We start from the raw sequence: 13,077 nt of genomic DNA on the forward strand, positions 1-13,077 counted from the left end.
TCAATGACTGAAGATTCTTTTTTTGAAGCTTTACAACATCATTACCATAAACAATTACCTTTTGTGGTTTATAGTAGACCTATAACGCATAAGATTAAATGTTGGTTACAAAATGATGCAACTTTACACAAAACAGATACGTTTACAGAAAGCGGCTTTGTTTTTGCGCCTTTCAATTTAGAAGACCAAACGATTCTATTTCCAAAAGATGCTTGTCAGTTTTCAGAAATTGATGTAGACGCGTTTGATGTTTCTGTTTCTGCGGTTTCTGAGGTTCATGAGAATACTGAAAGACAAGAAGCGCATACAAGGTTAGTGTCTAATGGCATACAGTATATACAAGAAGGTCGTTTGCGAAAGGTCGTTTTATCGCGATACGAAACCAAAAAACTTCAAAATAAAAATCCATTCGCTATTTTTAAAAGGCTTATTAGTACTTATAAAAATGCGATGGTCTATTGTTGGTATCATCCTAAAGTAGGTTTGTGGATTGGTGCAACACCAGAGTTGTTGTTAAAATTAGAAGCGAATAGATTAACGACAATATCGTTAGCAGGTACACAGCCATATAGACGGATTTCTAAACCCATTTGGACAAACAAAGAATACGAAGAACAGGAAATCGTTACCGACTATATCGTAGAGCAAATTGAGCCGTTTACAAAACAAGTTAGTGTGTCTCCTGTAGATACTATTAGAGCAGGTAACTTAATACATCTAAAAACTAAAATTTCTAGTATCGTTAAAGATTCTTTACCATTAAAAGAAATTGTAGAAGCTTTGCATCCTACACCTGCTGTTTGTGGTTTTCCTAAAGCAGATGCTAAAGCATTTATCCTTCAAAATGAAAATTATAAACGAAATTTTTATACTGGTTTTTTAGGTGAATTAAATTTAAAACAAACCAAAACTAGAAATTATAACCGACGAAATGTAGAAAATAATGCCTATGGTGTGGTTAAAAATAGTTCAACCTTTTATGTGAATTTAAGATGTATGCAATTAGTAGATGATGAAGCGTATATCTATGTAGGTGGCGGAATTACAAAGGATTCTGACCCTTATAAAGAATGGGAAGAAACCGTAAATAAAGCTAAAACTATAGAAGCTGTTTTAGACTAAAAAATAACTAAATTTATAAACACGTAGTTCTAGAGTACTTTAATTCTGAACTTAATTTTTATGATATATTCAAAAATTCCACTTGCACAAACTGTGACAACGCTATGTAAAACGCATAATGTAAAGCACATCGTTATTTCTCCAGGAAGTAGAAACGCACCTTTAAATATTGGTTTTACGCACGATGATTTTTTTAAGTGTTACAGTATAGTAGATGAGCGTTGTGCCGCTTTTTTTGCATTAGGTATTGCGCAACAAATAAAAGCACCAGTAGCTATAGTTTGTACTTCTGGTAGTGCATTACTCAATTATTATCCTGCCATTGCAGAAGCCTTTTACAGTAATATTCCGTTAGTCGTTTTATCTGCAGACCGACCAAAACATTTAATAGATATTGGCGATGGACAAACCATTAAACAGAAAAATGTTTTTGGAGAACATGTGTTATATAATGCCAATTTAAAACTAGATTTAAAACACTCAGAACAGGGAACAACAGAAAGTGAATTGCCAATTTTTAAAAGTCTTGAAAATAAACTAGAACGATTTTTAGGACTTCAAAAAGATATTCAAACCTATAATGAATCAGAAATACACGATGCATTAACGATTTCAAAATTAAGTTTAGGTCCTGTGCATATTAATGTTCCTTTTGATGAGCCTTTATACGAAACAACAGATGCATTAAGTATTAATCCTAAACCTTTTAAAATTCAGAATAGAGTCGATAAGGTAGATGCTTTAGAAATAAAAAGTCTAATAGACGTTTGGCATAGTGCTAAACGAAAAATGATTTTGGTTGGTGTTATGGAACCTCATGCTATAGAAGCACAATGGATTCAAGAAATAGCCGATGATGATAGTATTGTTGTGTTTACAGAAACAACGTCTAATTTAAATCATAAAGACTTTTTTCCTGGTATAGATAAAATGATTGCGCCTTTAGAAGAGGATGGATTTAAAGCTCTTCAACCCGAAGTATTATTGACCTTTGGAGGTTTAATTGTTTCCAAAAAAATCAAAGCATTTTTAAGAACTTATAAGCCAGAACATCATTGGCATGTAGGTTTGTCTAAAGCTAACGATACCTTCTTTTGTTTAGATAAACATATTAAATTACGACCCAACACGTTCTTAGAATCTTTTTTACCACTTGTAACACATCATACAAAAAGTACATATAAAACCACATGGTTAGCCACGAGGCAGAAAAGAAGACAACTGCATGATGTTTATTTACAAACCTTACCGTTTTCAGATTTTACAGTTTTTAATACAGTCATAAAAAGTATTCCTAAACAAAGTGTACTTCAGGTAGGAAATAGCTCTGCAATAAGATATACACAATTATTTAAAGTGCCAAAAAGCATTGAAGTCTTTTGTAATAGAGGAACAAGTGGAATAGACGGAAGTACGAGTACAGCAATTGGTGCCGCAATAGTTAATGAAAAACAAACGACCTGCATTACAGGAGATTTAAGTTTCTTTTACGATAGTAATGCCCTTTGGAATAATTATATACCGAATCATTTTAGAATTATAGTCATTAATAATGAAGGTGGCGGAATCTTTAGAATTTTACCTGGAAATAAAAACACAGAAAATTTTGATACTTATTTTGAAACGAAACATCATTTAACCGCAAAACAGTTGTGTGAGATGTATGGTTTTGAATATCATTCTGCAAAAAACCAAGAGGAATTAGATACACAATTACTCGGGTTTTTTGAAGGAACAACTCAGCCAAAATTATTAGAGATATTTACACCATCACGCACTAATGATGATGTGTTGTTGAGTTATTTTAAAGCAATTAGCTAATTTTTTTTAAAAAATGGATTAAAAAAAGTGACTTTTTAAATTTTGACGTTTCTAAAAAATAACTACCTTTAGGAAAACTAATTTAATTAACTTAAAACACATAATAAAATGAGTAAAAGAGATGACTTAATTGTAAAGTATGCAGCAGATTTAAAAGATAAATGTGGTGTGACTGCAGACATGGATTTGTTAACAAAAGTAACTATTGGCTTAGGTCCTTCAATTTACAATGCAGATTCTTCTACTGTATCTGGTTCTGATGAGAAAGAATTAGCAACAGTAAAAAACAATTATTTAATTAAAAAATTAGGATTAAGTGATGGTGATGCTTTAGATAAAGCTATTGATTCTGTAATTGAAACATACGGAAGATCTAATAGAACTAAGTACAGAGCCGTTGTTTATTATTTATTATGTAAACATTTTGGTAAAGAGTCAATCTATTCATAAATAGATTTAGTACATAAATAAACAAGCGTTATAATTAAGATTATAACGCTTTTTTTGTGTCAAATAATTTTTAGTGATCTCACTAAAACTTATTCATTATTCATTTAAAATATCAATACCTTTGTAGCATGATAAAATTAGGCGAATACAATACATTAGAAATTTTAAGAGATACAGAACCTGGATTGTTTTTAGGTGATGATCAAGAGGGTGAAGTGTTATTACCTAACAGGTATGTGCCAAAGGTTTTTGAAATTGGTGATAAAATTGACGTATTTGTTTATTTAGATAATGAAGAAAGACCGGTCGCTACAACAGATAAGCCATATATTAAAAAAGGAGACTTTGCATTGTTGCGTTGCAACCAAGTGACAGATTATGGTGCGTTTTTAGATTGGGGTTTAGTAAAGGAATTGTTTTGCCCTTTTAGAGAGCAAGCTTTTAAAATGAAAGCAGGTGGTTGGTATTTGGTTTATTGCTATGAAGATGAAGAATCTGAACGTTTAGTAGCATCGAGTAAAACAAATAGTTTTTTAAGTAATAAAGAATTAACGGTTAGTCAATTTGATGAAGTTGATTTAATAGTATCGCATCCGTCAGACTTAGGTATGAATGTCATTGTAAATAAAACACACCTTGGTTTAGTGTTTAAAGACGATATTTATAAAGATTTAAGTGTAGGTGATCGTCTTAAAGGCATTATTAAAAAAGTAAGACCAGATAATAAATTAGATATTTCATTAAATCAAATAGGATATAGAAATATTGAACCAAACGCAGAACATATTTTAAATGAACTGCACGATAATGGCGGGTTTTTGCCACTTCATGATAAGTCTGATCCAGAAGATATTAAACGTATACTTCAAATGAGCAAAAAGAGTTTTAAAAAGGCAATAGGTACGTTATATAAAGAACGTCAAATTACTATTGAAGCAAATAAAGGTATTAGCTTAGTTTAGTGCTATCTTATTTTTGTTTTTTATAGTTTGGTAAACACTATTAATGCCTTCGTATAGATTGTCAAAACAAATATTTTTCCATTTACAGTATTGACTTTCAATAATAGCGTTCATTTTTCCTGCATTATTATGAGTTACAATGCCATAAGCAGACAAATTAGGTAAAAGGGAAGGTGCTTTTTTTATATCTAGAATTTCTACTGAGTACGAATTTACTTTATTTGTAATAAGACCAAAGGGTTTTGTAGTTCCAAAAAAGGTCGTGATTTCTGAGGCTGTACTTTTAAAAGTACTTAAATCTACGTGTACACCGTTATGAAATTCTAAAACGGCTAAGTGATTTAAAAAATAAACAATGCCATCTTTTAATTTTACATTAAAAATAATATGATCTGCAATGTTAGATTCTGAAATGGACATAATTACTGATTGTTTAATATATAGCTAATATTGAAGCACTGTTAAATGAGTCTACTCATAAGACACAATATTTTTTAATTTGTCACATTAATCTGATAATTAAGTCTTTGTAGTTTGCTTGAGTGCTGTGAATACGATTTTAATTAAAATCTTGTATAAAAATATAGTATTATTGTAGGTAAATTTAATAAGTATGAGTGAACCAAAATGGATAACAGCAAAAACCTATGAAGACATCACCTATAAGAAGTCAAACGGTGTTGCAAGAATTGCATTTAACAGACCAGATATAAGAAATGCCTTTAGGCCAAAAACAACTTCAGAATTATATGATGCGTTTTACGACGCAAATGAAGATGTTAATATCGGAGTCGTGTTGTTGAGTGCAGAAGGGCCTTCCTCTAAAGATGGTATATGGAGCTTTTGTTCTGGAGGTGATCAAAAGGCGAGAGGTCATCAAGGTTATGTTGGTGAAGATGGATATCATCGCTTAAATATATTAGAAGTACAAAGATTAATAAGATTTATGCCCAAAGCAGTAATTGCCGTTGTACCAGGTTGGGCTGTTGGTGGAGGACATAGTTTACACGTGGTTTGTGATTTAACTTTAGCAAGTGAAGAACATGCTATATTTAAACAAACAGATGCGGACGTCACTAGTTTTGATGGTGGTTATGGTTCTGCTTATTTAGCCAAAATGGTTGGTCAGAAAAAAGCAAGAGAAATATTTTTTCTAGGTAGAAATTATTCTGCAAAAGAAGCTTTTGATATGGGAATGGTTAATGCCGTGATTCCGCATGCAGAATTAGAAGCCACAGCCTATGAATGGGCTCAAGAAATATTAGCCAAATCGCCTACATCTATAAAAATGTTGAAATTTGCAATGAATCTTACAGATGATGGCATGGTTGGGCAGCAAGTATTTGCTGGTGAAGCAACACGATTGGCATATATGACGGAAGAAGCTAAAGAAGGACGTGACGCATTTTTAGAAAAAAGAAAACCAAATTTCCCTAAAAAATGGATCCCATAATCTAAACTTTTTTTAATGAACAGAATTAAACCCTGGCTTTCTGCCATGCGCTTAAGAACCTTACCACTTTCAGTTTCTGGAATTATTTTAGGAACCTGTTTTGCATATTACAATGGTGGTTTTGATGTTTTTATTTTTGTTTTAGCACTGCTTACAACAATAAGTTTACAAGTCCTTTCAAACTTTGCAAATGACTATGGTGATGGCGTAAAAGGTACCGATAATGAAGATAGAGTTGGTCCGGAACGCGCTATTCAAAGTGGTGCAATTACGCCATTAGAGATGTTTGAAGCTATTAAGGTTAATATATTAATTGTAATCATTTTAACCTTGAGTTTGCTGTGGTTAGCTTTTGGCTTATCACATTTTTTATACATGCTGCTATTTTTTATTTTGGCAGGCTTATGTGTCTATGCTGCCATTAATTATACTATGGGAGATTCACCGTATGGCTATCGTTCATTAGGTGATGTTTTTGTATTTGTGTTTTTCGGAATTATAAGTACAGTAGGAAGCTATATATTATATATGAAAGTCGTAGACCATGTTGTTATTCTTCCGGCTGTAGCTTTAGGATTATTAAGTGTTGGTGTGCTTAATTTAAATAATATGCGCGATATAGAATCAGATAAAAAAGCAAATAAAATAACCTTAGCCGTTAAATTAGGTTTGCCAAACGCCAAAAAGTATCATCTGGCTCTAATTTTAGGAGCTATGATTATCACGGTTATATTTTCTGTTTTATATTATGTTGAGCCATATAATTTCTTGTATATCTTAGCTTTTGTTCCGCTATTAATTCACATTAAAAAAATTAAGGTAGCGCAATTGCCAAACGATTATGATAGTCAATTAAAAGTGTTAGCCTTGTCTACATTTCTTTATGCCATATTATTAGGTGTTGGGTATATATTATTTTAGAAATTTTAATTTTAGAAACTTTATTTATATGAAAAAAATAGTCTTTTGTGTATTCTTATTTACAGTAACCATTGGTTTTTCGCAACAAACAACTTTAAACGTTACGGAAAGTGAAGAGTTTAAGGACAAGGTTAAAGCCGTAAACGTTTTGGCTATTCATACCAACAATGCACTAACTGGAGTTATTAGAGAAAGTAAAAATGATTATTTATATGATGTTTTTGATAAGGACCTAAATAAATTACACAGTGCAATCATAGAAAGTGATAGAAAGGAGGTTTACGTAGGTGAAGTAGTTTTTGGTAATGAAATTAAGGTTTTTACTGTGTATTCACCAAAAGCAAAAGAGCGCATTGTGTATTGTCATATATTTAATATAGAATCTGGTTCTCATACTAAGAAACAGTTATTTGATGTCACAGTAGCTAAGAAACGTAGTTTGTTTTTTAATAGAAATGATAGGCAAACGAGCTTTGCACTTTCGCCTAATGGAAACTATTTGGCAATAGCAACAGATAATATCTATAAAGATGTAAATGACTATGCAATCCGTGTATTTGATGCAAATTCCTTAGAGCTTTTATATACTAAAAGCTACCAAAAACACAAAGAAAAACACTTTAAGCATAATGATATTTCGGTTTCAGATAATGCAGATATATTTATACTAGGAAAGCTATATAAGGAAGGAAAAAGAGAGAAGAAAAAAGGCGAAGCTAATTATGATTTTATTTTAAATAAAGTAAACGAGAATAGTAATGAAGAGTTGATGATTTCTCTTGTCGATCAGCATATAAATAGCTTAAATATTTCTACTATAAAGGATCAATTACACTTAATTGGGTTTTATTCAGAACAACGAGCAGGTAGAATTAAAGGTGGATGTAATTTTATTATTGATTCAGAAAAATTTGCCGTTTCAAGCAAAAAAAATTATGAATTGCCTATAGATGTTTATGAGGATTTGTATGGCGATAAACGAGGCACTAAAAAAGAAGGTAAGGAGTTAGGTAGTTTTTACATAGATTATATACTTGAAGATTCTTCAGGGAACACCTATTTATTGGCAGAAGAGTTTTATATCACTCAAACCTATGTGAGTAATGGTATGAATGGAGGCTATTGGCAAACCACATATCATTACGATGATATTCTTATCTTAAAGTTTGGAGCATCAGGACAATTAGATTGGGGAAGAAGTATCTTTAAACGTGCTACAGCACCTTCATATAATGTGTTTTTAAAAAATGACCAATTACACGTCTTATTAAATTCAGGTAAAAACTTATCTGAGAAAAAAGATGGTAGAACTAAAGTTTCTCAAGGTTGGTTTGAATCTACATCTTTATATGATATTACATATAACGCAGAAGGTGAAGTTATTTATAGCAAAATTCAAGATAATAAAGGAAAAACGTTTTATTTACCTTTCTACGGAACGTTTAATGATGATGTATTTATTATGATGAGTGATGGACGAAAGAAAAGACAGTTTATGGTTTTAGAATAAGGTGCCTATAAAACAACAACATATTTTCTTATCTTTTAACTAAAAATAAATCTATTTAAACATGAAAATTACATTCTACGGTCATGCTTCATTAGGCATTCAAATTAAAGACACGTTTATACTGGTAGATCCATTTATTTCGGCAAATGAAAAGGCTTCAGACATAGATATTAATACGTTAAAAGCTGATTATATTTTAGTAACACACGCACATCAAGATCATACATTAGATGTTGAAGCCATTGCAAAACGCACAGGTGCCATAATTGTATCTAATTTTGAAATTATAGAACATTATCAAAAATTGGGATTAGAAGGTCATCCTATGAATCACGGTGGATCTTGGGATTTCGAATTCGGGAATCTTAAATATGTTAATGCCATACATACATCGTCATTTCCCGATGGTAGTTATGGTGGTCAGCCAGGTGGATTTATAATTGAAGGAGAACACAAAACGATTTACATTGCAGGTGATACCGCCTTAACAATGGATATGAAGCTCATACCAATGCAAACCACACTAGATTTAGCCGTTTTACCTATTGGAAATAATTTTACAATGGGAATTGAAGATGCCATTTTAGCAAGTGATTTTGTAGCTTGTGATAAAGTCTTGGGTTATCATTTTGATACCTTTGGTTATATTGAAATTGATCATGAAGAGGCGAAACGTAAATTCTTTGATAAGGATAAAGATTTAATGTTGCTAAACATAGGTGAGAGCGTAGAGCTTTAATAAGAGAAATAGTGAATAGTTAAACTATTAGTTTTAATACAAAACGATTTTAACTGTATCTTTGCAGCACTATGAAAACGAATCAACTTACAGATTGGCTACCAACAACTAACAAAGAAGTAAAACTTAGAGGTTGGGAAGCATTAGATGTTATCTTATTTAGTGGAGACGCTTATGTAGATCATCCTTCTTTTGGTCCTGCTGTAATTGGTCGTATTTTAGAGAGTTACGGTCTTAGAGTTGCTATTGTTCCACAACCTAGCGTACATGATAATTTACAAGATTTTACAAAACTAGGAACACCAAGGTTATTTTTTGGTGTAACAGGTGGTTGTATGGATCCTATGGTAAGTAATTATACGGCAACAAAAAAGCGAAGAGACAAAGATGCGTATACACCCAATGGCGACAAAGGATTTAGACCAGATTATGCAACGTCAGTGTACTCTAAAATATTAAAAGAAAAGTTTCCAGATGTACCTGTATTAATTGGAGGAATTGAAGCTTCGTTGCGTAGAGTAACACATTATGACTATTGGAGCGACAAACTATTGCCAACAATTTTAGAAACCTCTAAAGCAGATATGCTAGTATATGGCATGGGTGAGCAACCTTTGCGAGAAATTGTTGAGTTATTGCAAAAAGGTGTACCGTTTTCGAGTTTAAAAACCATAAAGCAAACAGCTGTTTTACTAGATAAAGATGAAGCTGTACCTAAGAATAAAAATTGGGACGATGTAGAAATAGAATCCCATGAAGTATGTTTAAAGGATAAGAAAAAGTTTGCCTCAAATTTTAAGGTAATAGAGCAAGAATCTAATAAACTTAGAGCAAATAGAATCTTTCAACGCGTACATAATAAAATGTTGGTGATTAATCCGCCATTTCCTACAATGCTAGAAGAGGAGATTGATGCGTCTTTTGATTTACCTTATACGCGTTTACCACATCCTAAATATAATAAGCGTGGGCCAATACCTGCGTTTGAAATGATTAAGTTTTCTATAAACATTCATCGTGGTTGTTTTGGAGGTTGTAGTTTCTGTACCATTTCTGCGCATCAAGGAAAATTTATTGCGAGTCGAAGTCAAGAATCGGTTTTAAAAGAAGTCGATAAAGTCGCAAATATGCCAGATTTCAAAGGCTATTTATCAGATATTGGTGGACCATCTGCTAATATGTATAAGATGAAAGGAAAAGTGCAATCTATTTGCGATAAATGTGTGGCACCTTCTTGTATTTCGCCAGTAATTTGTAGTAATTTAGATACATCTCATAAGCCATTAACAGAATTATATCAGGCTGTAGATAAGCATCCTAAAATTAAAAAATCATTTATTGGTAGCGGAATTAGGCATGATATGTTGGTGCCAGAATTCAATAAAAATGCAGATGCTAAAGAATTAGACGATTACACAGAAGAGGTGATGACAAAGCATATTTCGGGTCGTTTAAAAGTAGCACCAGAACATACATCTGATCCTGTCTTAAAATTGATGCGAAAACCTTCATTTACGTATTTTCATAAGTTTAAGGAGCGTTTTGATAAAATCAACATAAAGAAAGGTTTAAAGTTGCAGTTGATTCCTTACTTTATATCCAATCATCCGGCTTGCGAAGTAGAAGATATGGCCAACTTAGCAGCGGAAACTAAAGATATGGGTTTTCAGTTAGAGCAGGTGCAAGGCTTTACACCAACACCAATGACGGTTGCTACGGTAATTTATTATAGTGGTTATCATCCCTATACTTTAAAACCAACCAAAACCCCAAAAACAAAAAAAGAAAAAGATGAGCAACATCGTTTTTTCTTTTGGTATAAAAAAGAAAATAGAGACTGGATAAAAAAGACCTTGAATAAAGTAGGTCGAAAAGATTTAGTAGAAGCTTTAGTGCCAGAGCAAGAAAGTAAAGGGTGGAAAAGTGTAAATCTTAAAGCGGTTAAAAATACGTTTGATGATGCTGTACCTGCAACAAAATCTAGTTCTTCTGGTGGTTCTCGTAGAAAACGTAAACATAAGTCTAGGAAGAAACGTCGATAGATTAAAATATCTATTTCTAAGTCCTCAATTATTTCCTTTTTTTGGTTGTTTTAATAATAGCAATCTATCGTAAAAATAATATAGATTTTATACGTTCAAGGAGAGCAATACCAAAGAAAATTGTCTACTAAAGAAACTTTGTTTATACTGTCGCACCCCAAAGTCTTATTATTTTATGAAAATTATAGTAATTTTTATTTTCGTTATCCTATCAACGCCAATTATTGCACAAGGCACAAGTGAACAATTAATTTATAATAGCCAAGCAAAGGCAATTCTGAAGCAACGATTTGAAAACGGTTATATAGCCGGAACTGGTTTTTCAGATGACATTTCTAAAACTATAAATGATGCAATTGATTTTAGTCAAAATCCGGGAGAGTTTAGACCTATTCTAGGAGAAGCATCTTATGTTCCATCAGGAGGACAAACACTTCACACATCTGCTTTGTATGCTTATGCAATCGATGATATTAGTTTAGCAAATATTGTAATTAATGAAATTTTAGCCATTGTTAATGCAAATGATCTTTATACCACATTTTGGAATGAATCTAACACACTAAGATGGGATACAGATAATGCGCTTTGGATACAAACGGCTAAAGTAAAAAAGTTAAAGGATTCTTATTATTTTATTAAAGATTTACAAACGGCTTTAGATGAAAACGATAAAACAATTATTGAAAACTGGTTTTCGAGATATAAGGAATTAGCAGAAGATCCTGTAAGAACAAGACTTGCTAATTTAATGGGTAGCACATGGGAAACCACAGGCCCAACGACTATAAATAACGCATTGTATCCTACATTTAATGGTGCTTCTACACCAACTCCTGTTTATGATGAATTTGGAAATGTTATTGAAGATTATACCATTGTTATTGGTCAGGATACGTTTAATAATAGGCAATGGGATGCTATAGGTTATATTCACTCGTGGGCAATTTATAATGATGATATAGATTCAGAAACATGGACACGGGAATTTTTTAAGAATGCTATAAAATATGGCTTATTTCCTGATGGTTCTTGGTGCGAACTTTTTAGAAATCGAGATTCGGATCCTACCTTAGGTGTGTTTTATGGATATATAGCACTTGGTGGTATGGTCGCTATGGCGCATTTAGATGCAATAGCAAATAATTTTCCTTCAGATAGATTGTATGACTATGAGACAACCGAAGGATTAGAACATGGTTCAACAACATTAACAACTACAGGTTATTTAGGCGGAAGCACTACGGACGGTGTAACAAATAAAAGTTTGTTTACTTTTTTGAAGGGACAAAGTAACTATTTAAGAAGCTCTAGTGATGGAGGATGGAATGATATTCGGTTTTTTAAATCCACAGATGATATAATTACGCCTTTATCTACGGTTGGTTTAAGACAACCATCTGTAATTCCAGCCATGGCAAATATTTACTACAACAATCAAGAATTACTTGATTGGTACAACTATGAAACTACAGTAGGATATCCATCTAAAGTATCTATTAGTGAAGGCTATTTAGCAGGTGGTATTGGTAATGAAGATATGGGACCTTGGGGAAACATGATATTAGGTGCGGCTTGGTATGATCAAGAAGATAGTTTTAATGCTTCAACATTATCTATACCAACTAATAATGCCTCGTCATCTCTAAAGATTTATCCTAATCCTGCTCAACAAGAACTCAATATATCTCACCATAATTTCATTATGGATCAAAATTCAAAACTTACCATTTATGATATGAGTTTAAGAGCGGTTTTAACACAAAATGGTGCTGTGAGTAGAATAGATATTTCTCATTTACCATCTGGTTTTTATCAAATAAGTGTGAATAATGGATTAGAAATAAAAAATGGAAGATTTATTAAAAATTAATAAATTGTGTAAAGCGGTAATACAATTCTCATAGTAAATACAACACTACCAGGCTTACTAATAATTATTGTGACTTCTAAAAATGTATGTAAAAAATACGCTAATTAGAATTTATATATTTACGTTTTTCTATTCTAAATTTATATTAATTTCATAACTCAAATCTCAATTATTACCTATTTTT

The 13,077-nt window shown here is 32.0% G+C and carries 11 protein-coding genes; 10 read left to right on the plus strand and 1 reads right to left on the minus strand.

Going from position 1 to position 13,077, the window contains the following annotated elements:
- Nucleotides 1-3: 3 nt before the first annotated feature.
- The 4 genes from HNV08_RS07845 to HNV08_RS07860 all read left to right on the plus strand — a co-directional run bounded on the left by HNV08_RS07845 (nucleotide 4) and on the right by HNV08_RS07860 (nucleotide 4,355).
- A complete protein-coding gene (locus HNV08_RS07845; protein WP_173280632.1) occupies nucleotides 4-1,122 on the plus strand; it encodes a chorismate-binding protein in 1,119 nt (372 codons plus the stop codon).
- A gap of 60 nt (nucleotides 1,123-1,182) precedes the next feature.
- On the plus strand, nucleotides 1,183-2,943 hold the full coding sequence (menD, locus tag HNV08_RS07850) for a 2-succinyl-5-enolpyruvyl-6-hydroxy-3-cyclohexene-1-carboxylic-acid synthase (protein WP_173280633.1): 1,761 nt from the start codon (nucleotides 1,183-1,185) through the stop codon (nucleotides 2,941-2,943).
- Between the two features lie 108 nt (nucleotides 2,944-3,051).
- Nucleotides 3,052-3,393, plus strand: a complete 342-nt coding sequence (locus tag HNV08_RS07855) for a DUF2853 family protein (RefSeq protein ID WP_173280634.1) — start codon at nucleotides 3,052-3,054, stop codon at nucleotides 3,391-3,393.
- A gap of 128 nt (nucleotides 3,394-3,521) precedes the next feature.
- Nucleotides 3,522-4,355, plus strand: a complete 834-nt coding sequence (locus HNV08_RS07860; RefSeq protein WP_173280635.1) for a CvfB family protein — start codon at nucleotides 3,522-3,524, stop codon at nucleotides 4,353-4,355.
- Here the strand turns inward: HNV08_RS07860 and HNV08_RS07865 are convergent.
- Entirely contained in the window at nucleotides 4,347-4,775 is a 429-nt protein-coding gene (locus HNV08_RS07865) for a hypothetical protein (protein ID WP_173280636.1), read from the minus strand. The genes HNV08_RS07860 and HNV08_RS07865 overlap by 9 nt on opposite strands.
- Before the next feature lie 193 nt (nucleotides 4,776-4,968).
- On the opposite strand from HNV08_RS07865, the gene HNV08_RS07870 reads away from it, so the two are divergent.
- The 6 genes from HNV08_RS07870 (at nucleotide 4,969) to HNV08_RS07895 (ending at nucleotide 12,893) form a co-directional block, all read left to right on the plus strand.
- Nucleotides 4,969-5,808, plus strand: a complete 840-nt coding sequence (locus tag HNV08_RS07870; protein ID WP_173280637.1) for a 1,4-dihydroxy-2-naphthoyl-CoA synthase — start codon at nucleotides 4,969-4,971, stop codon at nucleotides 5,806-5,808.
- A gap of 15 nt (nucleotides 5,809-5,823) precedes the next feature.
- Complete coding sequence (gene menA / locus HNV08_RS07875) at nucleotides 5,824-6,729, plus strand: 1,4-dihydroxy-2-naphthoate octaprenyltransferase (RefSeq protein ID WP_173280638.1); 906 nt, start codon at nucleotides 5,824-5,826, stop codon at nucleotides 6,727-6,729.
- Nucleotides 6,730-6,757: 28 nt separating this feature from the next.
- Complete coding sequence (locus HNV08_RS07880) at nucleotides 6,758-8,239, plus strand: hypothetical protein (protein ID WP_173280639.1); 1,482 nt, start codon at nucleotides 6,758-6,760, stop codon at nucleotides 8,237-8,239.
- 61 nt (nucleotides 8,240-8,300) lie between these two features.
- A complete protein-coding gene (locus tag HNV08_RS07885; RefSeq protein ID WP_173280640.1) occupies nucleotides 8,301-8,978 on the plus strand; it encodes a metal-dependent hydrolase in 678 nt (225 codons plus the stop codon).
- Between the two features lie 71 nt (nucleotides 8,979-9,049).
- Nucleotides 9,050-11,020, plus strand: coding sequence for a YgiQ family radical SAM protein (locus HNV08_RS07890; protein ID WP_173280641.1), 1,971 nt, complete (start codon nucleotides 9,050-9,052; stop codon nucleotides 11,018-11,020).
- 175 nt (nucleotides 11,021-11,195) lie between these two features.
- Complete coding sequence (locus tag HNV08_RS07895) at nucleotides 11,196-12,893, plus strand: T9SS type A sorting domain-containing protein (RefSeq protein WP_173280642.1); 1,698 nt, start codon at nucleotides 11,196-11,198, stop codon at nucleotides 12,891-12,893.
- Nucleotides 12,894-13,077 lie beyond the last annotated feature (184 nt).

The sequence above is a fragment of the Winogradskyella eckloniae genome, assembly GCF_013249045.1.
GTDB classification, from domain to species: Bacteria; Bacteroidota; Bacteroidia; order Flavobacteriales; family Flavobacteriaceae; genus Winogradskyella; species Winogradskyella eckloniae.